The 21,626-nt window shown below is 74.4% G+C and carries 15 protein-coding genes; 11 read left to right on the top strand and 4 right to left on the bottom strand.

All coding sequences use genetic code 11. The annotated features are described in order from the left end of the window. Positions 1–27 precede the first annotated feature (27 nt). Both ACFVT2_RS22175 and ACFVT2_RS22180 read right to left on the bottom strand, forming a co-directional pair. Positions 28–2,469 carry an ATP-grasp domain-containing protein gene (locus ACFVT2_RS22175; protein ID WP_390020434.1) on the bottom strand — a complete coding sequence of 814 codons (2,442 nt, stop codon included), beginning with the start codon at positions 2,467–2,469 and terminating at the stop codon, positions 28–30. A gap of 161 nt (positions 2,470–2,630) precedes the next feature. After that, on the bottom strand, positions 2,631–3,926 hold the full coding sequence (locus ACFVT2_RS22180; RefSeq protein WP_390020437.1) for a condensation domain-containing protein: 1,296 nt from the start codon (positions 3,924–3,926) through the stop codon (positions 2,631–2,633). Positions 3,927–4,206: 280 nt separating this feature from the next. On the opposite strand from ACFVT2_RS22180, the gene ACFVT2_RS22185 reads away from it, so the two are divergent. The 5 genes from ACFVT2_RS22185 to ACFVT2_RS22205 all read left to right on the top strand — a co-directional run bounded on the left by ACFVT2_RS22185 (position 4,207) and on the right by ACFVT2_RS22205 (position 12,865). Then, positions 4,207–5,862: an AMP-binding protein gene (locus ACFVT2_RS22185; RefSeq protein WP_390020440.1), complete on the top strand. Its 1,656-nt coding sequence runs from the start codon at positions 4,207–4,209 to the stop codon at positions 5,860–5,862. Next, positions 5,859–7,091, top strand: a complete 1,233-nt coding sequence (locus ACFVT2_RS22190) for an MDR family MFS transporter (protein WP_390020443.1) — start codon at positions 5,859–5,861, stop codon at positions 7,089–7,091. The genes ACFVT2_RS22185 and ACFVT2_RS22190 overlap by 4 nt, the downstream gene beginning before the upstream one ends. 280 nt (positions 7,092–7,371) lie before the next feature. After that, the gene (locus ACFVT2_RS22195) at positions 7,372–9,477 is read left to right on the top strand and encodes a PP2C family protein-serine/threonine phosphatase (protein WP_390020446.1); all 2,106 of its coding nucleotides are present in this window, start codon (positions 7,372–7,374) and stop codon (positions 9,475–9,477) included. Between the two features lie 57 nt (positions 9,478–9,534). Beyond that, positions 9,535–10,308: a uracil-DNA glycosylase gene (locus ACFVT2_RS22200; RefSeq protein WP_390020449.1), complete on the top strand. Its 774-nt coding sequence runs from the start codon at positions 9,535–9,537 to the stop codon at positions 10,306–10,308. 133 nt (positions 10,309–10,441) lie between these two features. Next, complete coding sequence (locus ACFVT2_RS22205) at positions 10,442–12,865, top strand: SpoIIE family protein phosphatase (protein WP_390020452.1); 2,424 nt, start codon at positions 10,442–10,444, stop codon at positions 12,863–12,865. A 27-nt stretch (positions 12,866–12,892) separates the two neighbouring features. Here the strand turns inward: ACFVT2_RS22205 and ACFVT2_RS22210 are convergent, their stop codons facing one another. After that, positions 12,893–14,311: a tetratricopeptide repeat protein gene (locus ACFVT2_RS22210; RefSeq protein WP_390020456.1), complete on the bottom strand. Its 1,419-nt coding sequence runs from the start codon at positions 14,309–14,311 to the stop codon at positions 12,893–12,895. A 131-nt stretch (positions 14,312–14,442) separates the two neighbouring features. On the opposite strand from ACFVT2_RS22210, the gene ACFVT2_RS22215 reads away from it, so the two are divergent. The 5 genes from ACFVT2_RS22215 to ACFVT2_RS22235 all read left to right on the top strand — a co-directional run bounded on the left by ACFVT2_RS22215 (position 14,443) and on the right by ACFVT2_RS22235 (position 20,110). Next, a complete protein-coding gene (locus ACFVT2_RS22215) occupies positions 14,443–15,606 on the top strand; it encodes a CaiB/BaiF CoA transferase family protein (protein ID WP_390020459.1) in 1,164 nt (387 codons plus the stop codon). Positions 15,607–15,677: 71 nt separating this feature from the next. Beyond that, the gene (locus ACFVT2_RS22220) at positions 15,678–16,637 is read left to right on the top strand and encodes a trypsin-like serine peptidase (RefSeq protein WP_390020461.1); all 960 of its coding nucleotides are present in this window, start codon (positions 15,678–15,680) and stop codon (positions 16,635–16,637) included. Between the two features lie 217 nt (positions 16,638–16,854). Next, positions 16,855–17,748 (top strand): alkaline phosphatase family protein, encoded by an 894-nt coding sequence (locus ACFVT2_RS22225; protein ID WP_390020464.1) that lies wholly within the window; start codon positions 16,855–16,857, stop codon positions 17,746–17,748. Between the two features lie 5 nt (positions 17,749–17,753). Continuing rightward, positions 17,754–19,091 (top strand): MFS transporter, encoded by a 1,338-nt coding sequence (locus tag ACFVT2_RS22230; RefSeq protein WP_390020467.1) that lies wholly within the window; start codon positions 17,754–17,756, stop codon positions 19,089–19,091. Beyond that, positions 19,088–20,110, top strand: coding sequence for a TolB family protein (locus ACFVT2_RS22235; protein WP_390020469.1), 1,023 nt, complete (start codon positions 19,088–19,090; stop codon positions 20,108–20,110). Before ACFVT2_RS22230 ends, ACFVT2_RS22235 begins: the two co-directional genes overlap by 4 nt. On the opposite strand, the gene ACFVT2_RS22240 is transcribed toward ACFVT2_RS22235, so the two are convergent. Next, positions 20,098–21,018 (bottom strand): DMT family transporter, encoded by a 921-nt coding sequence (locus ACFVT2_RS22240; RefSeq protein ID WP_390020471.1) that lies wholly within the window; start codon positions 21,016–21,018, stop codon positions 20,098–20,100. The genes ACFVT2_RS22235 and ACFVT2_RS22240 overlap by 13 nt on opposite strands. Positions 21,019–21,178: 160 nt before the next feature. Here ACFVT2_RS22240 and ACFVT2_RS22245 point away from each other — a divergent pair, with 160 nt between their 5' ends. Next, complete coding sequence (locus tag ACFVT2_RS22245) at positions 21,179–21,406, top strand: hypothetical protein (protein ID WP_390020474.1); 228 nt, start codon at positions 21,179–21,181, stop codon at positions 21,404–21,406. Positions 21,407–21,626: the final 220 nt, after the last annotated feature.

The following is a 21,626-nucleotide window of genomic DNA, read 5'->3' on the forward strand; positions in this document are numbered from 1 at the left end:
CCTGGGTCGGTGTCCGGGTGGACCCGGTCACCGGAGGGGGGTGAGGGAGTACCGCACGGTGTGCTGGGCGCGGTCGAGGGCGGCCGCGCAGTCGTCGGGGGTCTCACCGGTGGCCAGCAGGGCGGCCAGGCGGGGGACGATGCCGCGCGGCGGCAGCCGGAGTCGGGTGCCGGGGGCGGCGAGCGGGACGGCGCGTTCGATGCCCGGATCGGCCGCGGCGGCGGTCAGGTCCAGCGCCTGGACGGTGCCGTCCTGTTCGGGGTAGAGGAAGCGGACTTCGGCGCAGCGGTCGTGGGTGGAGGTGAGGTCCGGGGTCCGGCCGAGGGCCAGGTCGGCGGCGGTGACGACCGGGTCCAGGCCGGTGGCGAGGGTGCCGAGGAGCGGGATGAAGTCGCCGCCGAGGCGGCCGTTGACCTCGACGACGCGGGGGCCGGCGGGGGTGAGGCGGAGTTCGGTGTGGGTGAGGCCGGTGCGGATGCCGAGGACGGTGTGGGCGTCGGTGACCACCGAGCGGACCTCGTCGGCCCAGGGTTCGTGGCGCCAGGGAGCGACCAGGTGGCCGGTCTCCTCGAAGTGGGGCGCGAATCCCAGCCGTTTGCGGGCGACGTTGACGAGGTGGACCGTGCCGTCGGAGACCGCGCAGTCCACGCTGATCTCCGGTCCGGAGAGGTACTCCTCCACGATCGCCCCGTCCAGTGCACCCAGTCCGGGGAAGGCGGCGCCGACGGCTCGGGCGTAGGCGCGGGTGACCTCGGCGGGGTCGGTGGCGAGGGTGACGCCGATGCTGCCGGCCAGGGCGCGCGGTTTGACCACGACCGGCGGGCCCAGTTCGTCGGCGGCGGCCCGCGCCTGGTCGGCGCTGTGGACGTGTCGGAAGCGGGCGGAGGGCACGCCGGCGCGCTCCAGGAGCCGCCGGGTGGTCAGTTTGTCGCGGCAGCGGCGGACGGCCTCGGGGCTCATATGCGGCAGCTGGAGCCGGCGGGCGACCTCGGCGGTGCTCTCCAGCAGCGCCTCGTCCCAGGTGAGGACGGCGCCGGGGCCGGGGTGGTCGGCGAGCAGCGCGGCGGCGGCGTGGGCGGTGGCGGTGGGGTCGGTGGTGTCGGCGGAGCGGAACCGGTCGGCGACGTAGCGCCGTTGCCAGTCGATGTCCGCGGGTTGGACCAGTGCGGTGGTCAGGTGCGCGGCGAGGGCGTGCAGGGCGTATTCGCGGTAGGGCGGGTTGCCGCAGCCGATGACGACGAGGCGGGCCGGTGCGTGGGGGTCGACGGGGGTGCAGTCCAGGACGGTGTCCCGCATGGTCCGGTGGACCGCGGCGGTCACCGACGCGCTGCTGTCGCCGCGGAAGCGGAACCGGGCCCCGGCGTGCTCGTATCCGCCGCCGGTGAGCAACGCGCCGGTTTCCGGGACGACCTGTGCGTACGGTCCGTCCTGGTGGGGGGCGGGCGGGGTGCGGACCCGGCAGGGCATCGGTACGGACGGCGGCACGAGCAGCCAGCCCGCGACCTCGGCCGGCGGGTCGTTCGGGGTGTCGGTCGGCACGGCGGGGGCCTCGGTGCCGGTCTGGTGAGCGCAGGCCACGGCCATCAGGTCGATGCCGTGCACCTCCCGCCAGACGAAGGGGACTTCGGCGCCGCCGGGACGGGAGCCGATCTCCAAAACGGTCAGCTCCCCGCGGTCGCCGAGGAAGAGTTCCAGGTGGAAGACGGCGGGCCCGGTGAAGAGGGTGCGGGTGGCGGCGGTGGTGATCTCCGCGAGGGCGGCGAGGAGTTGGGGGTCGTCGATCTCGACGGAGGCCAGCGCGGTGCCGGTGGTGAACTCCAGACATGTCGTCAGGTAGCGGGCGGCCCGCCAGGGGCCGAGGCGGCCTCCGGTGAACACGCCGTCCACGTGGAGGACCTGGTCGGGCAGCCAGGTTTGGACCAGCATCGCGCCGTCCCGGGGGAAGGCGTAGGCGGCCAGCTCGGCCGGGGAGTCGAGGCGGGTGATGCCGGCGCTGGCGGTGCCGCGGCGCGGTTTGACCAGTACCGGCCAGCCGTGCCGGGCGGCGAAGGCGGTGACCGCGGCGTGGTCGGGAGCATCGGCGGTCGGCGGTACGGGGATGCCGGCGGCGGCCAGGCGCCGGGCCATGAGGAATTTGTCGCGGAGCGGTTCGAGGTCGGCGCCGCGTTGGCCGGGCAGGTCGAGGGCGTCGCGGAGGTCGGCGGCCAGGTCGAGGTCGGTCTCCTGGAGGGCGACGATGCGGGTCACCGGCCCGGATCGTTCGACGAGGGCGTCGATCGCCTCGCGGACCGCCTTGACGTCCTCGGTGCTGTCCACGAGCCGTACGCCGGCGGCCTGTTCGACGGGCAGGTGGCGGGCGGCCCGCTCGGTGGTGACGTAGCTGACGCGGTGGGTGGCGTGGTCGAGGTAGGCGGCGTAGTCGGCGTAGTGGTCGGTCCAGCGGTGGATGACGAGCACATGGTCGGGCACCGGGGGGCTCCTGGGCGAGGCGGGCGCGGGTGGGGGCGCGGGCGATGGGCGGGCCGGACACCGGCGGCGGCAGGACGAGGTGACGTCCGGTGCGGAAGGGTGTGGTGTGGAGAGCCGGGGCGGCCGGGGTCGGGCCGGGCCACCGGGGTCGGCCGGCGCGGTCAGCGTCCGGCGGCGGCCAGCAGGGTCGTGTGCAGGCCGGTCAGCAGGGCGGCGCACCGGTCGCGGCCGAGGTCCTTGGTGGTGAGCCGGACGGTCAGGTCGCGGTCGCTCTCCAGCGCGCGGGCGTAACATCGCGGGCCGATGGTGGTGAAGGGCTCTTCCCAGGTCAGCACCGGTTCCTCGGCGGACGCCGGGATCCGGGGCGGGTCGAGTGGGGAACTGCCGGGCAGCGCGACGTAGTTGAAGGCGCAGGTCGGTTCGGCGGCGTCCGGCGTCCGGTCGCGCAGTGCGGCGACGGCGGTGACGTCGTGCATGCCGTGCCGGAAGGCGGCGAGGGAGCTCCAGTGGACGGCGTCGGCGAGGGTGACCAGGTCGCCGGTGCGGGCCTGCTCGATCAGCGCCGGGACCCACTGGTTCATGGAGGTGACCACGTCCTTCCAGCGGGCGCCGAAGCGGTTGGCGCTCATCAGCTGCACCAACAGGGTGTCGGCGTCGCACAGCGTGGCCACGGTGTGCACGTAGGCGGCCAGGACGACGCTGGAGACGGAGACCCGGGCGCGCTCGGCGACGGCGTGTGCGGCCGGTAGGGCGGCGGCGGAGCGCAGGGTGGCCTGGACGGTGCCGCCCGCGGTGCCGGGGGTGCGCGGCAGGGCCACCGAGGGTGCGTCGCCGAGGAGTTGGGCCCAGTGGTCGAGGGCCGCGGCCTGCCGGCGGAGTCCGGCGGGGGTGTGCTGGGCGGCGGCGAGGTCGGCGGGTCCCGGCGGGGTGGGGCCGAGCCCTCCGGGGTCGGCGAGGGCGTACCGGAACTCGCGGTGGAGGAGTTCCTGGGCCCAGGCGTCCGCGGCGATGTGGTGCTTGACGAACAGCAGGTGGGACGGGGCGCCCCGGCGGCTCAGCAGGCGGGCGCGCCAGCCGTGTTGGCGGCCGAGGTCGAAGGGTTCGGCGGCCAGGCGGGCGGCGCGGTGGTCGGGATCGTCCGCGTCGCGGCGGTCGGGATCGTCCGCGTCTCGGCGGTCGGCCGGTGGCGCGTCGAGGGCCGGCAGGTGGTCGTCGAATTCCGCGTCGGGCGGCAACTGCCGTGGCGCGGTGGCGTCGTGGACGTCGTAGCGGGTCCGTAGGGACGGGTGTCTGGTGACGACGGTGTGCAGTGCGGCGCGGGCCTGCGCGACGGTCGTGCCCGGTGGCAGAGGCCAGGCGGCGGCGTTGTTGGGCTCGTGCCACCGGGTTGCCGGAAGGTCGCGGATGTCGTGCCACACCGAGAGCTGACCCAGCGACAGCGGTCCTGCCTCGGACATACAGATCCCCCATGTCATATTTCCATGATGTGGAATATGAGTTCCATGCTTAGCTGACGCTGCCACAATCCGCCGACCGTGGCAAGAAGTGATCGGCGCCACGAAGTGATCCACCTCACACACGGGCGCCCGCGAAGCCGTGAGAGCCTGATTGCCACCACCCGGAATCACCTTTCCGAATGCCGGAATTCGGTCGCAGCGCTTTCTGCCGCTATCCCGTGATCTGCCCTGCTTCTACTCCGAACCATCGTGTGTGCACGCCACAGGGGGCTTCAGCAACGTGAGTCAGCAGCCGCACCCACCCGCCGACGCCGCCACCGCCGCCGACGCCGACGCCGACGCCGCGGACATCCGCCAGGACTTCCTGCACGCCTTCCTGCTCGACCCGGCACGCCACTCCCCCGACGCCCCCGCCGTCGTCGAATCGCCCGAGGCCGGCCGGACCACCGTCACCACCTACGCCGAACTCCGCGCCCACACCGCCGCGTTGGCGTGCGCGCTGGACGCCCTGGACCTCGAACCCGGCGCCCGGGTCATCCTGGAGGCGGACACCACCGCGCCGGCCCTCGCGATGCTCCTCGCCTGCTCGCAAGCGGGGCTGACCTTCGTCCCGGTCAGCCCGCAGACCCCGCGGCAACGCCTGAACACCCTCCTCGACACCGTCCGACCCGCCCTGCACCTCCAGGAGTTGACCGGCAGCCGGACGGACGTCCCGCACCCCGTCGGAACCGCGCGCTTCGGCCGCGACGGGCTCACCGTCGAACGCGCCCCCGAGCGCCGGCCACCGCGCCGCCGCACGCCCTGCCCCACCGACCCGGCGTACATCGTCTTCACCTCCGGAACCACCGGCCGGCCCAAGGGCGTGGTGATGAGCCACCGCGCGGTGGTCGCGTTCTACCGGGGCATGCTGGCGCACCGGATCGCCGGCCCCGAAGACCGGATCGCCAGCACCTCGCCGCTCCAGTTCGACTTCTCCCTGCTCAACATCGGACTGGCGCTGGGCAGCGGCGCCGCCGTCGTCCCCGTCCCACCCCAACTGGTGCGCTGGCCCCGGCACTTGCTGCGGGTGCTGCGAGAGGCCGGCGCCACCCAGGTCAACGGCGTCCCGTCGATCTGGCGGCAGGTGCTGCGCCACGAACCCAAGCGGCTGGCCGCGCTGACCCAGCTGCGCGGCGTCCTCTTCTGCGGTGAGGAATTCCCACTGCCCGAACTCCGGCGCCTCCAGGAGCTGTTGCCCACCGCCCGGATCGTCAACTGCTACGGCGCCACCGAGTCCATGGCCTGCTCCTTCGCGGACGTACCCAACCCGCTCCCGGACACCACCGAACGGCTCTCCATCGGCACCGCCCACCCCGGCGCGGAAATGCTGCTGGTCGACGCGGACGGCCGGGTCATCGACGCACCGGGCACGGTCGGCGAGATCCACCTGCGCAGCCCCGCCCTCTTCTCCGGCTACTGGGGCGATCCGGAGGCCACCCGCGCCACCCTGGTCCCCGACCCGCTGTGCCCGGAGTCCGGCCAGTACGTGCTGCGCTCCGGGGACCTGGCACTGCGCGGCCCGGACGGCGCCTTCCGCTTCGCCGGACGGGCCGACTCCCAGGTCCAGATCAACGGCAACCGCGTCGAACTCGGCGAGGTGGAACGGCGGTTGGCCGAACACCCCGGCGTGACGGCGGCGACCGCACTGCCGGTGCCGGGGCCCGGCGGAGGCCGGCAGCTGGCCGCCTTCGTCGTCCTCGCCGCCGGCCACGCCCCCACCGACACCGGCGACCTGTGGACCTTCTGCGCCGAGACGCTGCCGCCGTACATGGTCCCCCAGGAGATCCGGCTGCTGGACCGGCTGCCCACGACCGCCCACGGCAAGGTCGACCGGGCCGCGCTGGCGGCGGAGGCCGGGGCGGCCGCCGCGGCCGACGTCGCCGGGAGCGCCCGGTGACCGGGCCCGGCGGACCCGCCCCCGCCGTCACCACCGGGGAGGGCCGGCTGCGGGCCTTCGTCCGAGTACGGGCCGGCGGACTGCCCGGCGCGTTCTGGGTGCTGTGGGGCGGCTCGCTGGTAAACCGGCTGGGCGCGATGGTCAATCCGTTCCTGAGCCTCTACCTCACCGGCGCCCGGCACGTCCCGGTCGCCACCGCCGGCGTCGTCCTGGCCGTCGGCGGCGCCGGCGCGGTGATCTCGCAGCCGCTCGGCGGCTACCTCGCCGACCGGTTCGGGCGCCGGGCGGCACTCACCGGCGGGATGCTGGCCAACGGCGCGACGCTGCTCACCCTCGGCCACGCGCGCAGCCTCCCGGTGCTGGTCGCGGCCTGCTTCGTCCTCGGCATCACCCTCGACCTGTTCCGGCCGGCCGCCCAGGCGCTGGTCGCCGACGCGGTGCCGGCCGCCGACCGGACCCGCGCCTACGGTCTGCTGCTGTGGGCGATCAACCTGGGCTTCTCGATCGCCATGGTCCTCGGCGGCTACCTCGCCGCGCACGGCTTCGGGCTGCTGTTCTGGCTCGACGCCGGGGCCTGCGCGGTCTTCGGACTCCTGGTGTGGCTGGCCGTCCCCGAGACCCGGCCGGCCGCCCGGGACCGGTCCGCCGGCGGCTTCCGCACCGTCCTGCGGGACCGGGTGATGGTGGCGTTCGCCGGGATCATCGTGGTCTACGCCGTGGTCTTCCAACAAGCCTTCGCCACACTGCCGTTGGCCATGCGGGCCGCCGGCATGTCCAGCGGCGCCTACGGCACGGTGATGGCGGTCAACGGCATCGTCGTCATCGCGGCCCAGCCCCTGATCGGCCACCGGCTGGACGGCCGCGACAAGAGCCGCGTACTGGCCTTCGGCTTCACCGTCGCCGCGGCCGGCAACGCGCTGGCCGCCACCGCCGGGTCGGCCACCGGCTATGGCCTGGCGGTCGCGGTCGCCACCCTCGGCGAAATCCTGGTCTTCGCCATCACCGCGGCCGTCGTCGCCGACCTCGCACCGCCCGCGCTGCGCGGCCGCTACAACGGCCTGATCGGCATGGCCTGGGGCACCGGTTTCCTGATCGCCCCGGTCGTCGGCACCCGCCTGCTCGTCATCGGCCCCAGTGCCCTCTGGCTGAGCTGCGCGGCGCTGAGCCTGCTGGCGGGCCTGGGACAGCTGGGCCTGGCCCCCGCACTGCGCCGGCGGGCGTCCCGCTGAGCCCACCGCCCCACCGCCCGGGAAGGAACGTCGCGCCCACCAGGCCCCGCAGGAAGGTGCCGCTCCTGGAATCCGCCGCCGACGACGACGCCGGCGGCGATCGGCCACCTCATGGTGCGGGCCGACACCCGCGCCGAGCCAACGCGGCCGCCGACCCGGCTTCCTGGCCGCCGTCCCCGTCGAACCGACCACCCGCTGGTGGCCCGCCACCACCAGGACTGCCACCGACGGCCCGGCGGCGTAACGTCAGCACTGTGCCGCGGCCGTGGGTAGGTGGACCATGACGACCGGCGGGACCGACCGGGCCCCGCTGGGCCGGGAACTGCTGCGGACGATGGCGGAGACCGGGGCCTCGTCGGCCATGGTCTACGAGCTGGCACCGGACGCGCCGGTACTGCGGCTGACCGCGCTGAGCGGCATCCCCCCTCCCGTGCTGGACCCCTGGCGGCGGATCGCGCTGGCGGCGCCCATCCCGGTCGCGGTGGCCGCGCGCCGGCAGCGCCTGGTGTGGGCGGCCGGCCACCAGCAGCTGGCCCGGGACTTCCCCCGGACGGCGGTGGCGCTGCCGTACGACTTCGCGCTGGGCGCGGCGCCCCTGGATGACGGGACCGGCTGCCGGGGGGCGATGGTGCTGCTGTGGCCGGCCGGCCACGCGCCGGAGCTGTCGGACGCCGAACGCACCGCGTTCGAGTCGGCCTGCCGGCGGCTGGCCGGGCTGCTGCCCGCGGGCCACAGCCCCGACGGGCCGCTGGTGGTCCCGACGCCCCCGGCCCGTACCGTCGGCCTCGACGAGGCGCTGGCCGCGGTCGACTACGTGGAGCGGCTGCCGGGCGGTGGCTGCGCCCTCGACCTGGAGGGGCGCGTCACCATGCTGAGCGCCGGCGCGGCCGCGCTGCTGGACACGGCCGCGGCCCGGCTGCACGGTGCGCGGCCGTGGGAGGTGCTGCCCTGGCTGGCCGGGCCGGTCTTCGAGGACCGCTGCCGGGCCGCGGTGCTCAGCCGGCACCCGGCGTCGTTCACCGCCTGCCGTCCGCCGGCGCAGTGGCTGACGTTCCGGCTGTTCCCGGACGGCCGGGGGGTGAGCGTGTGGATCAGCGCCGCGGACGAGCAGACGGATCCGGAGGCGCGCTGGCCGGCGGAGGTCATGCCGTTGCGCGCCGGGCAGATGTACCACGTGCTGCACCTCGCGGCCGCGCTGACCGAGGCGGTGGGCGTCAAGGACGTCACCGAACTGTTCGCCGAGCAGATCGTGCCGGCCTTCGGCGCCCAGGGCATGTTGATGTACGCCGCCGAAGCGGGCCGGCTGCGGACCGTCGGACAGCGCGGCTACGCCCAAGAGGCCGTGGAGGCGTACGAGGGGCTCCCGCTGAGCACCGCGAACAGCCCCACCGTGCACGCCCTGGCCACCGGCAAACCGAGCTTCTTCGGCTCCGCCGAGGAGACCGAGCGGCTCTTCCCGGGGCTGGTGAAGCTGACCGGGATGGCGGCCCGGGCGGTGCTGCCGCTGATCGTCTCCGGCCGTCCGGTCGGCTGCTGCGTACTGGCGTACCGGCATCCGCGGACCTTCACCCCGGAGGAGCGCCTGGTCCTGACCTCTCTGGCCGGGCTGATGGCCCAGGCCCTGGACCGGGCGTTCCTCTACGACACCAAGCAGCAGCTGGCGCACGACCTCCAGGCCGGGCTGCTGCCGCACCGCCTGCCGCCGGTCCCGGGGCTGTCGGTCGCCGCCCGCTACCTGCCGTCGACCCGCGGGATGGACATCGGCGGCGACTTCTACGACCTGATCCGGCTCGACGAGCACCAGGTGGCCGCGGTGATCGGCGACGTACAGGGGCACAACGCGGCGGCCGCCGCGCTCATGGGGCAGGCCCGTACCGCGGTGCACGCCCACGCCTCGGCCGGCGCGGCACCGGACGAGGTGCTGGCCCGCACCAACCGGCTCCTCACCGACCTGGACCCGGACCTGTTCACCAGCTGCCTCTACGTCCACCTGGACCTGCGTACGCACCTGGCCTGCCTGGCCAGCGCCGGCCATCCGCCGCCGGTGCTGCGCCACCCCGACGGGCACACCGACGTGCTGCGGGTGCCGCCCGGGCTGCTGCTGGGCGTCGCGCCCGGCACCCACTACACCTCCACCACCGTCGCCCTGCCGCCCGGGGCGGTGCTCGCGCTCTACACCGACGGGCTGGTCGAACGGCCCGGCCGGGACCTCGACGACGGGGTGGCGGCGCTGGCCGCCGATCTCGCCGGGGCACACTCCCCGGACCCCGGCGGCCTCGCCGACGCGGTCCTGACCCGCCGCGGTGCCCATACGGAGCGGATGGACGACGTGGCGCTGCTGCTGCTCGCCCCGACCGAGGGCGGCGGACCGGGCGGCGACGCATGACCCGGTATACCCGGAGGCGGTGCGTCCGGAGGCGGCGCACGGAGAGGAGGGGCGCGGATGAACCGGGAGCCGAGCGGGGGGCCGCCCGGCCCGGAGGACCACGGGTACCCGGCCCACCGGGCGGCGCGCTGCGGCGGGCTGCCGGCGTTGGACGCCGCGGTGGCGGAGTGCCGGGCCTGCCCGCGGCTGGTGGCCTGGCGGGAGCGGGTGGGGGCGGAGCGCCGGGCGGCGTTCCGGGACTGGGAGTACTGGGCGCGGCCGGTGCCGGGGTTCGGCCCGCCGGACGCGGCGCTGGCGGTGGTGGGCCTGGCCCCGGCCGCGCACGGCGGCAACCGCACCGGCCGGATGTTCACCGGCGACGCGTCCGGGGACTTCCTGTTCGCGGCGCTGCACGCGGTGGGCCTGGCCTCGCAGCCGACCGCCACGCACCGGGGCGACGGGCTGGAGCTGTACGGCGTGCGGATCACCGCGCCGGTGCACTGCGCTCCGCCGCAGAACCGGCCGACCGGGGCCGAGCGGGACACCTGCCGCCCCTGGCTGGCGGCGGAGCTGGGCCTGCTGGCGCCCGGGTTGCGGGCGGTGGTGGCGCTGGGCGGGTTCGGCTGGCAGGCGCTGTGGCCGGCGCTCGGTGCGGCGGGGTGGCCGGCGCCGCGGCCCCGGCCGGTGTTCGGCCACGGTGCGGAGCTGGCCCTGCCGGCGGGCCGGCGGCGCGGGGAGCTGCGGGTGCTCGGCTGCTACCACCCGAGCCAGCGGAACACCTTCACCGGCACGCTCACCCCGGACATGCTGGTTGCCCTGCTCACCCGGGCCCGGGAACTCGCCGGGCTGTGAGAGGGACCGAAAGTCCCGGGGCCAGTACCCTCAGACGGGGTAAACACCCCATATAACGGATTAGTCTATTTCATCCATAGATTCGGCTATACCGCATTCGTCCGGCTCGTCCGGCAGAGACGGAACGGCTCTGATGGTGGACTTCGAGGAGCACGGCCACGACGGGCGGCAGGCGCCGCTCGACATCGCCGACGCCGCCCTGGTGCTGTGCGACGCCCGCGGCCGCGTGGAGAGCTGGCCGGACGGCGCCGAGCGGCTGTTCGGCCACCCGGCCGCGGACGTGGTGGGACGGGCCGCCGCGGCGCTGCTCGCACCGGACGACGCGGCCCGGCTGTCCGAGCTCGCCGCGGAGTGCCGGGCGCACGGCGGCTGGAGCGGGACGCTCACCGCCCGGCGCAAGGACGGTGCACTGGTCGACCTCATGGTGCAGCTGGCCCGGGTGACCGACAGCGACGGCACCCCGCACTGGCTGGCGGTGGCCGCCGAGGCGTCGTCGTTCCCGGGCTGGGAGATGAGTCGGGCGGTGCTGGAGAAGCTCCTGATGCAGGCGCCGGTCGGGATGGCCGTGGTCGACACCGACCTGCGGTTCGTGTGGTCCAACCTCGCTCTGGAGCGGTTCGGGGGCGGCCCGGCGGTGGAGCGGATCGGGCGGCGGCTGGCCGAGGTCCAACCGGGCCTCGACGCCGCGGCCCTGGAGGCCCAGATGCGGCGCGTCCTGGAGAGCGGCGAACCGGTCCTGGGCTACGAACACATCGGCCACCCGCAGTCCGAACCGCGCTACGAACGCGCCCACGCCATGTCGTTCGTCCGGCTCGACGGCGGCAACGGCCAGCCCATCGGCGTGTGTTACACCGTCATCGACATCACCGAGCGGTACCGCAGCCGCCAGCGGCTGACCCTGCTGGACCGGGCCGGCACCGCCATCGGCCAGTCCCTCGACGTGCTGCGCACCGCCCAGGAACTCGCCGACGTCGCGGTGCCGGACCTCGCCGACTTCGTCACCGTGGACCTGCTCGACTCGGTGATCCGGGGCGGGGATCCGCTCACCGGGCCGCCCGGTGACGCGGACCGGGTAGCGCTGCGCCGCGGCGGCCAGCAGTCCGCCCGGCCGGGCATCCCCGAAGCGGTCGTCGGCGTCGGGGACCTGGCGTCGTACCACTCCTGGTCCCCGCCCATCCGGGCCCTGGCCGACGGCAAGTCCTGGCGGGTGGAGTGGCTGGACCCGCACGGCGCGGAGTGGGCCGCGGACATCCCCGGCGGCCGGCGCCGGCAGCTGCGGGAACAGGGCCTGCACACCGCGATGGTGGTGCCGATCCGGGCGCGCGGCACGACGATGGGCGTCACCAGCTTCTTCCGCCGCGGGCACGGTGAGCCGTTCGGCCCGGACGACCAGCGGCTGGCCGAGGAGTTCGTGGCCCGGGCCGCGGTCTGCCTGGACAACGCCCGCCGCTACACCCGGGAGCGCGCGGCGGCACTCACCCTCCAGCGCAGTCTGCTGCCGCAGGGCGTCCTGGAACACAGCGCGCTGACCCTGGCGACCTGTTACCGGCCCGCGGACGAGCTGGCCGGGGTGGGCGGCGACTGGTTCGACGTGATCCCGCTGTCCGGGGCGCGGCTGGCGCTGGTGGTGGGCGAGGTCCGCGGGCACGGCATCGGCGCGATCGCCACGATGGGGCGACTGCGCACCGCGGTGCAGACGCTGGCCGCCCTGGACCTACGGCCGGAGGAACTCCTCGCCCGCCTCGACGACCTGGTCAGCCGGGTGTCCGAGGAGGGCGGGCAGGGCGCGGACGCCGGCGCGGTGGGCACCAGTTGCCTCTATGCGGTCTACGATCCGCTCGGCCGCTGCTTCACCATGGCCAGCGCCGGGCACCCGCCGCCGGTCATCGTGGGGCCCGACGGCACCGCCGCGTTCGCCGAACTGCCGGTCGGCCCCCAACTCGGCGTCAGCGGGCTGCCGTTCGAGGCCGTCGAGGTGACCGTCAAGGAGGACAGCGTGCTCGCGCTGTACACCGACGGGCTGCTGGCCGGCGCGGGCGAACCGGCCCAGGAACGGCTGCTGCACGCCCTCGCCGCCCCGGACGAATCCCTCGACGCCCTGGGCGAGTCGGTCATCGGCACGCTGGTGCCGCGCCGGCAGCACGACGACGTCACGCTGCTGCTGGCCAGGACCCGCGGGCTGGCCCCGGACCAGTTCGCCTCGTGGGAACTGACCGCCGATCCGGCCGTGGTGGGCCAGGCACGCGAGATGGCCGCCCGGCAGCTGACCGAATGGGACCTGCCCACGCTGACGTTCACCACCGAGCTGGTGGTCAGCGAACTGGTCACCAATGCGATCCGGTACGGGTCGGGGCCGATCCGGCTGCGGCTGATCCTGGAGCACACCCTGATCTGCGAGGTGTGCGACGGCTCCAGCACCTCCCCGTACCTACGGCATCCGCGGACGACCGACGAGGGCGGCCGCGGGCTGTTCCTCATCTCCCAGTTCACCCACCGGTGGGGCACCCGCTACACCACCGACGGCAAGGTGATCTGGGCGGAACAACTGCTGGCCTGACCCGCCCGCTCACCCGCCCGGCCCGGCTCACCCGGCCAGCGTGGCACCGGCCGCCTGTGCCGCCGCCCGTTGCCGGGCCGCCGCCGCGCGCTCCGGTGCGCCCAGCCGCTCCTCCAGGCGGGCCTTGGCCGACCAGTTGTAGGGGCAGATCGGACGGAGCCGGCTGCGTTCGCTGAGCAGGGCGCGGGCCAGGTCGTGACGGCCGGCCCCGAGCGCGGCCTCGACCAGGGTGCGCTGGACGGCGTCGCGCTGGGCGTGGCTGCCGCCGAATTCGTGCAGGCGGTACCGGACGGGCAGGAGGAGGTCGGTGGCGCCGGCGTAGTCCTTCCGGCCGTAGGCGATCAGGGCCCGGCAGACCGGCAGGCCGACGTCGGCGGTCATGGCGCGGTTGGCGGGCACGGGGCCGGCCGGAGTGTTGGCCAGCCAGCGTTCGCGGTCCCGGACGAGCAGTTCGGCCCGGTCCAGGCGGCCCGCGCCGACGTACGCCATCACCGCGTGGGCGTCGTTGAAGGCGTAGTGCGGGCCGTCGCCGCGGTGCTCCCAGGCGTCGGCGAGGGCTGCCCAACGGGCGCTCTGGTCGTCGCCCGCGAGGTGCAGGCGCCACAACAGGGCGGCGGCGTTGACGAGTTCCAGGGCTCCGCTGTCCGCGGCCACGTCGTGCAGTGCGGAGTCGTAGATGTCCAGGACCCGGCCGGTGTCCCCGCGCTCCAGGGAGAAGAGGGCGTAGTGCCACCAGTTGTGGCCGGTGAGCAGGGTGTTGCCGGCCCAGGCGTCGGTCCGGGCGTCCAGGAAGCGGAGGCCGTCGGTGAACCGGCCGCGCATCTCGTAGGTGTGCACCACGCCGTGGATGCCCCAGACGTCGTGCGGCTGCCGCTCCAGGGCCGCCAGTCCGGTCTGTTCGGCGTGTTCGTAGTGGCCGTTCTCCTCCAGGCCGAAGGCGTACATGCCCAGCAGCGGCCCATAGTGCGGATCGTCCTCGTCCCAGGCGTCGAGCGCACCGCCGATCCGGTCGCGCAGCCGCGGGGCGTCGCCGGTCAGGAAGTCGACGTGGTGGCCGGCGAAGAGGGCCAGCTCGTCGCGGGGATGGGCGATGCCGATCTCGTCGAGGATCCGGCCCGCGGTGCGGAAGTCGCCGTTCAACCCGGCTTCGGCCGCGGCGATGTGCCGCCGCTCGCGCGGGGTGAGCCGGTCCGGGTCGAGCTCCGAGCGGAAGGCGGTGAAGGTGGCGCGAGCGGCCTCGACGGCCCGTTCCTCGGTGGCCAGCACGCCCAGATGGACGGCGAGGGCGTGGCCCATCGGCGAGCGGGGCGCGGCGGCCAGCACGGTCCGTACCCTCTCCTCGACGGCGGGGCGGAAGAACAGCAGGTCGTCCAGGGCCCGTTCGTAGTGGTCGAGGGCCTCGGTGCCGGTATCGGTGAGGACGTGCCCGTGCCGGTCGGCTGTCATGGTGACTCCTGCGGGTGAGTGGGGGTGCCGCCGGATCCCGTCGGATCCGTGGATCCGTCGGTCCGGATCCACGGGCAGATAGGTACCCCGCTCGCCCGGCTCCGCCCCGTCTCCTCAGGAAAGGTCCACCTATGCTCCCTCTGGACGGCATCACCGTGGTCGCGCTCGAACAGGCGGTCGCGGCACCCTTCGCCACCCGCCAACTCGCCGACCTCGGCGCCCGGGTCATCAAGGTGGAACGCCCCGGGACGGGCGACTTCGCCCGCGGCTACGACGAGACGGTGCGCGGGATGTCCAGCCACTTCGTCTGGCTCAACCGCAACAAGGAGTCGATCGCGCTCGACCTGAAGAGCCCCGCGGACGCCGCCGTGCTGCGACGGCTGCTCGCCCGGGCCGACGTCTTCGTGCAGAACCTCGCACCGGGGGCCGCCGAGCGGCTGGGCCTGACCACCGCGGCCCTGCTGACGGCCCATCCGCGGCTGGTGGTGTGCGGCATCTCCGGCTACGGCACCGGCGGACCGTACGCGCACGCGAAGGCGTACGACCTGCTGGTGCAGTGCGAGGCCGGGGCGATGTCCCTGACCGGCACGGAGCAGGAACCGGCCAAGATCGGGATCCCGGTGGCCGACATCGCCGCCGGAATGTACGCCTACAGCGGGATCCTGACGGCCCTCTACGAGCGCGAGCGCACCGGCCGGGGCAGCGCCTTCGAGGTGTCGATGCTGGAGGCGCTGGGCGAATGGATGGGCTACCCGACCTACTTCACCCGCTACGGCGGTGCCACCCCGCCCCGCTCCGGTGCCGAGCACGCCGCGATCGCCCCGTACGGCCCGTACCGTGCGGCGGACGGGACACGGGTCTTCCTCGGCGTGCAGAACGAGCGGGAGTGGGCGGTGTTCTGCGGGCGGGTGCTGGAACTCCCGGAGCTGGCGGCCGATCCGCGGTTCGACCGGAACTCCGCCCGGGTCACCCACCGGGCGGCGCTGCGGGAGCGGATCGAGGAACGGTTCGCCCACCTGGCGGCGGCGGAGATCGAGCGGCGGCTGTCCGACGCCCGGATCGCCCACGGACGGCTGCGGGACGTCGCGGAGTTCACCGGGCACCCGCAGCTCGCCGCCCGGGACCGCTGGCGCACCGTGGACTCCCCGGTCGGCCCCCTGGACGCCCTGCTGCCGCCGGTCACCGTCGCCGGCCGGGAGCCGCGGATGGACCGGATCCCGGCGCTGGACGAGGACCGGGAGCGCATTCTGGCGGAACTCGACGGTACGGAACGGGAAACGCACGGCAACCGGTGACGCCCCTCTGGCCAGCCGCCTTCCGCCGTACGACCATGTCGGCCTACCCTCCGCCCGAAAGGAACCCGTCCATGGGCAGACCCCTGGCCGCCCGCGGCCGCTCCGTCCCCGCGCCGCTCGCCGTCCTGCTGGTGCTCGTCCTGGCACTGCTCGCGGTGCCCGCAGCGTCCGCGCACGCCACCGGCACCCCGAGTGACCCGGCCTCCTCCGTCGACGCGTACTGGACCGCGGGGCGCATGGAGGCCGCCGAACCCGTGGTGGCCAAGGGAAAGGAGCCGTCGCCGCCACGTCCGTCCGCCGCACCGGTACCGCCCAGCCACCCCTTCGAGGGGCTGCCCCAGGTGGGCACGTTCTTCTGGACCGACGGCAGCAACACCGGCCGGTTCTGCGGCGGAACGGTGGTCCGCAGCCCGCACCGCAACCTCGTGGTCACCGCCGGGCACTGCCTGCGCTCCCCCGACCCGAAGAAGTACCTGTCGTTCGTGCCGCAGTACCACGACGGCCTCAAACCGCACGGCATCTACCCCGTCGAGCGGATCTACCTCGACCAGCGCTACTACGACCTGGGCACGGACGGCGGCGCCCGCTGGGACTACGCGGTGGTCCGGGTCGGCCCGCGCGAGGACGGCGCCCGGGTGCAGCAGGTGACCGGTGGCTTCGACCTCCTCCCCTACCCCGGGTACAACCACCCCGACGTCCGACTCATCGGCTACCCCGGCAGCAGCGACACCCGCTACCCCCAGCCGCTGGACTGCTCCTCGTCCACGCACCGCTACACCAGCACCGACCCGGCCGCCCCGGGCGACTTCCTGGAGATCCCCTGCGCCGGCTACATCGGCGGCACCTCCGGAGGGCCGTTCCTGGTACGGGACTTCGACGGCTACGCCCTGATCGGCGTGATCGGCGGCTACCACACCGGCGGGGACACCCCGGACATCTCCTACAGCTCGTACTTCACCCTCGACATGGCGCTGCTGTACCTGCACGCCGTACGGGGTGACACCCCGGCGGCACCGCGCACCGCGACCTGACCCGCCCGGGGCACGCACCGACCCGACCGCGGATTCCCGCGGGGTGGCCGGAATTCCCCTGTGCCCGTGGCCGGTTGGGCGCCACCATCGTTCGACCGCGGAGGTCAATCGTTCGTTTGTTCTTCACCCGGTGGACGCGGCCGAGTCCATCCGGCCGCTCCTAGGGTTACCGCGCCCCTCCCCCCATACGCTCGTCACTCCTGTCCGGAGGACAGTCATGACCGCAGTCAAGGCGCGCAAGCGCACCCGGCGTTCCCTCACCGCGCTGGCCGGCGCGGCGGCCCTCGCCGCCGCCTCGTTCGGGCTGTGGGCCGCCACCGGCGCCACCGCCACGGCGCAGACCGCCGGGCTCCCCACCCCCGACCACGTGGTCGTGGTGATGCTGGAGAACCACGCCTACGGGCAGGTGATCGGCAGCTCCAGCGCGCCCTACCTGAACTCCCTCAAGGCCGGCGGCGCCGACCTCACCCAGTCGTTCGCCCTCACCCACCCCAGCGAGCCGAACTACTACATGCTGTTCTCCGGCTCCAACCAGGGCCGCACCGACGACAGTTGCGTCCCGGTCGGTTCGATGTCCGCGCCCAACCTCGCCTCCGAGCTGATCGCCGCCGGCAAGACCTGGGCGAGCTACAACGAGGGGCTGCCGAGCCAGGGTTCGACGACGTGCAGCAGCGGGAATTACGCGCAGAAGCACAACCCGTGGTTCGGCTTCTCCAACGTGCCGACGGACACCGCCAGGACCATGGACCAGTTCCCGTCCGACTACAGCACCCTGCCGAAGGTCTCCTTCGTCATCCCGGACCTCTGCAACGACATGCACGACTGCTCGGTGGGCACCGGTGACACCTGGATCAAGGACAACCTGAGCGGCTACGCGGAGTGGGCCAAGACCCACAACAGCATGCTGGTCGTCACCTTCGACGAGGACAACCGGCTGGCCGGCAACCGCATCCCGACGCTGTTCTACGGCGCGCACGTGACGCCCGGCAGCTCCAGCGGCACCACCTACAACCACTACAACGTCCTGCGCACCCTGGAGGACCTGGCCGGTCTGGGCAGCCACGCCGGCAATGCCGCCGCGGCGTCCGACGTCACCGACATCTGGAACTGAGGCCCGTGTACCTCGCGGACTCCCGCAACAACACCACCGGCACCGCCGGTTCCACCGCCGCCCCGGGCAGCACCCGCCCGGGGCGGCGGCCCGCGGTGCCCGGCACGGTGCTCGCACTCGGCGCGGTCAGCCTGATCACCGATGTCTCCGCGGAGATGATCACCGCGGTGCTCCCGCTGTACGTCGTCACCGCCCTCGGGCTGTCACCGCTGGGCTTCGGCCTGTTGGACGGCATCAACAACGGGGTGGGGGCGCTGGTCCGACTCGCCGGCGGCCATCTCGCGGACGGCGGCGGCCGCCGGCACAAGGTGGTCGCCGGCATCGGCTACGGCCTGTCCGCGGTGTGCAAACCGCTGCTGCTGATCGCCCAAGGACTGCCGGCGATCAGCGCCGTGCTGGCCGTGGACCGCGTCGGCAAGGGACTGCGTACCGCACCCCGGGACGCGATGATCTCGCTGGCCACCCGGCCCGAACACCGCGGCCGGGCGTTCGGCGTGCACCGCGCGATGGACACCGCCGGCGCGCTGATCGGGCCGCTGGCGGCGTTCGCGGTACTGCGGATCGCGGTCGACGGCTACGACGCGGTGTTCACGGTGAGCACGTGCGTGGCGGCGCTGGGCGTACTGGTGCTGGTGCTGTTCGTCCCCGCCCGGCCCGCGGTCGCCGCACCGGCACCCGGATCCGCACCCGGTACCGCCCGCCCCGCCCTGCGCGACTCGCTGGCCCTGCTCCGCCGCCCCGGACTGCGCCGGCTGACGCTGTGCGCCGCCCTGCTCGGGCTCACCACCGTCAGCGACGCCTTCCTCTACCTCCTCCTCCAGCGCGAACTGGGCGTGCCCGCCGACCTGTTCCCGCTGCTGCCGCTGGGCACCGCCGCGGCCTTCCTGCTGCTCGCCGTGCCGCTGGGCGCGCTCGCCGACCGGGCCGGACGCCGCCGGCTCTTCCTGGCCGGGCACGCCGCACTGCTCCTCGCGTACGGGCTGGTGCTCTCCCCGCTGCGCGGCCCGGGCACCGTGCTCGCGGTGCTCGTCCTGCACGGTGCGTTCTACGCGGCCACCGACGGAGTACTGGCCGCCGCCACCGCGGGCGCGGTCCCGGCGGAGCACCTGGGCGCCGGACAAGCCCTGGTGGGGACCGGCCAGGCACTGGCCCGGTTCGTCTGCTCGCTGGCGTTCGGCGCGGCCTGGAGCCTGTGGGACGGACGGGCCGCGCTGGCGGTGGCCGCCGCTGCGCTCGCGGTCGCCGCCCTGATCGCCGCACGACTGCTCCGCACCACCGACGCACCGGACCCGGACCCGAGCCCCGACGACGACCGCCCTAACCCCCAGGGAGCGCCCCGATGAACCGGAAGACCCGCCTGGCCGTGCTGCTGTTCGCGGTGGTGGTGCTGGGGGCGGTCGGCACCGCCGCGGTGCTGCGGGCCGCCGACCGGTCCGCCGTCCGCGACCGGCAGCAGGCCGGCGGCCCGGCCGTCCACACCGGTGCCGTCTCGCTCAACCGGGCCGGGGAACGGCAGTTGCTGGTACGCAACCTCGCCTGGGGTCCGCACCGCGACGAGATCGCCACGGTGCCGGCCGGGCAGCCGCAGGGCCCGCGCACCGCCTCCGGTGTGAAGTGCCTGCGCTTCCACGCCGCCGCCGGCATCGGCATCTGCCTCCAGGCCGAACGCGGCGCCCTACAGGACACCTACCGGGCGGTGGTCCTCGACTCCCACCTCCGGGTGCGGCACCGCTTCCCGGCGCCCGGCATCCCGACCCGGGCCCGGGTCTCCCCCTCCGGCCACACGGTCGCCTGGACCGTCTTCGTCAGCGGCGACTCGTACGCGGGCACCGCCTTCTCCACCCGCACCGCGCTCGCCGACACCCGCACCTGGGCGCTGGACGACAACCTGGAGGAGTACGCCGTCACCAAGGACGGCCGGCCCTACCACGCCTCCGACATCAACATCTGGGGCGTCACCTTCGCCGACGACACCCGCTTCTACGCGACCCTCGCCACCGGCGGCCGGACCTACCTCGTCCGCGGCGACCGCACCGCCCGCACCCTGACCACCCTGCACGGCAACGTCGAGTGCCCCTCGCTCTCCCCCGACGGCACCCGGATCGCGTACAAGAAACGCGTCCCCGGCGCCTCCCCCGACGCCCCCTGGCGGCTCTACGTCCTGAACCTCGCCACCCTGGAGGAGACCGCCACCGCCGAGCGCCGCAACATCGACGACCAGGCACTCTGGTCCGACAACGGCACCCTGGTCTACGCCCTCCCCGGCGACTACGGCTCGGACCTGTGGACGGTCCCGGCCAACGGCTCGGGCACCGCCCGCCGGATGATGACCTCAGCGGTCGCACCCGCCTACGTCGGGTGAGGCGGCGGCCGGTCCAACCGTTCCCCGGTCTGACCGGTCGCCAGGTCCCTGGCGAGCGAAACCTGGGACAACAGGACCGCACCCCACAGGACCAGGCCGACACCCAGCGCCTCGGGGACCAGCCACCACCCGATGCGGACCCGTTCGTCGAAGAGTGTCACCCCCAGCGACAGGCTGATCAGCGCGTCCCCCAGGGTGAGCACCGGCTGGGAGGCGGTCAACGGACCGGACTGCATGGCGTTCTCCATCATGAACAGCGCCAGCACCCCGGTGAGCGCGAAACCATAGGTCTGCCAGGACACGAAGAACTCGGCCGGACCGCCGCGCTCCCACGCGTGCGTGGCGTCCTTGAGCAGCGCGGCGGTGAGCGCGTAGCCCACCGCGGTCGCGGCGCCGAAGCAGGCCGCGCGCACGCTGCCGGCACCGCGGCGCAGTCCCGCCCCGACCGTCACGGCGATCACCGACGCGCAGACCACCAGGGCGGGCACCCAGCGGCTCAACGGGGCGTGGTCCCGGCCGACGGTGGGTGCGGCCGCCGCCAGTGCGCTGCCCAACCCCGCGACCAGGAGGCCCACCCCGGCCCAGCCGCGCCCGGAGATCCGCACCGGCACCGGCCCGCCGAGCAGCACCCGGCCGATGAGCAGGGCCAACGGGAGCTCCAACACGAAGATCGGCTGCACCACCGACAGTGCGCCCAGCGACAACGCCAACGCCTGGAAGCAGGCGGCCGGCAGCACCATCAGCATCCCGCCGAGCCACGCCGCCCGGTGCAACAGATCGGCGAAGAGGCCGAGCCGGAGCCTGCCGGAGACCGGCACGGTGCGCGCCGCGCGGCGCTGGAGCACCGTGGACAGCGCGTTGCACGCCGCCGCGAGCACCGCGAAGACGACGGGCACCCACACCGTCACGCGCCCACCTCTCCCTCGACCGACCCCGCCCCCGACGCTAACCGCAGCCAGGTCGGGCCGCCCGGCACAGTCGTGCAGGAGGGTCCGTGGCTGTCGTTCGTCCGCGTGACACCCCGGCGCGTCGCTTGGCCACCCGGCGCCCCTCCCGCACCGTGAGACCGTGCGTCGCATCTCTCCCCTCCTCGCCACCGCGCTGACCGCCGCCTCCCTCGCCGCGGCCGGCTGCACCTCCGCACCGCCCTCCGACCCGGGCCCCGGCGGCTCGGCCCGGCGCACGGTCGCACCGGGCCGGCTCTCGCCGGTGCTGATGCCGTGGCCGGTGACGGCGGAGGGGCAGGCGAGGCCGCAGTCCGCTGCGCTTGGCTGGTCCTCCCACGTTTTTGGCTGACTCGTACGTTGCCGGGTGCGGCGGCCGCTGCGCTTGGCTGAGACTCGTACGTTGCCGGGTGCGGCGCCGGGCCGCTGCGCTTGGCTGAGACTCGTACGTTGCCGGGTGCGGCGCCGTTTCGCCTGCGGCGTGGCTGTTGTCCGCTGCGCGGGGCTGTTGGGTGCGGTGTCGGGGCGGAGGGGTCGGTGTGCAGGACTGCTGCGCTTTACGTCCTGCACAC

Source organism: Streptomyces sp. NPDC058000 (assembly GCF_042886435.1).
Lineage (GTDB): Bacteria > Actinomycetota > Actinomycetes > Streptomycetales > Streptomycetaceae > Streptomyces.

Bases quoted from the DNA above. Each gene is read 5' to 3' on its own strand.
- ACFVT2_RS22180 (WP_390020437.1), bottom strand. From the start codon at position 3,926: ATGTCCGAGGCAGGACCGCTGTCGCTGGGTCAGCTCTCGGTGTGGCAC.
- ACFVT2_RS22195 (WP_390020446.1), top strand. From the start codon at position 7,372: ATGACGACCGGCGGGACCGACCGGGCCCCGCTGGGCCGGGAACTGCTG.
- ACFVT2_RS22200 (WP_390020449.1), top strand. From the start codon at position 9,535: ATGAACCGGGAGCCGAGCGGGGGGCCGCCCGGCCCGGAGGACCACGGG.
- ACFVT2_RS22205 (WP_390020452.1), top strand. From the start codon at position 10,442: ATGGTGGACTTCGAGGAGCACGGCCACGACGGGCGGCAGGCGCCGCTC.
- ACFVT2_RS22210 (WP_390020456.1), bottom strand. From the start codon at position 14,311: ATGACAGCCGACCGGCACGGGCACGTCCTCACCGATACCGGCACCGAG.
- ACFVT2_RS22215 (WP_390020459.1), top strand. From the start codon at position 14,443: ATGCTCCCTCTGGACGGCATCACCGTGGTCGCGCTCGAACAGGCGGTC.
- ACFVT2_RS22220 (WP_390020461.1), top strand. From the start codon at position 15,678: ATGGGCAGACCCCTGGCCGCCCGCGGCCGCTCCGTCCCCGCGCCGCTC.
- ACFVT2_RS22225 (WP_390020464.1), top strand. From the start codon at position 16,855: ATGACCGCAGTCAAGGCGCGCAAGCGCACCCGGCGTTCCCTCACCGCG.
- ACFVT2_RS22235 (WP_390020469.1), top strand. From the start codon at position 19,088: ATGAACCGGAAGACCCGCCTGGCCGTGCTGCTGTTCGCGGTGGTGGTG.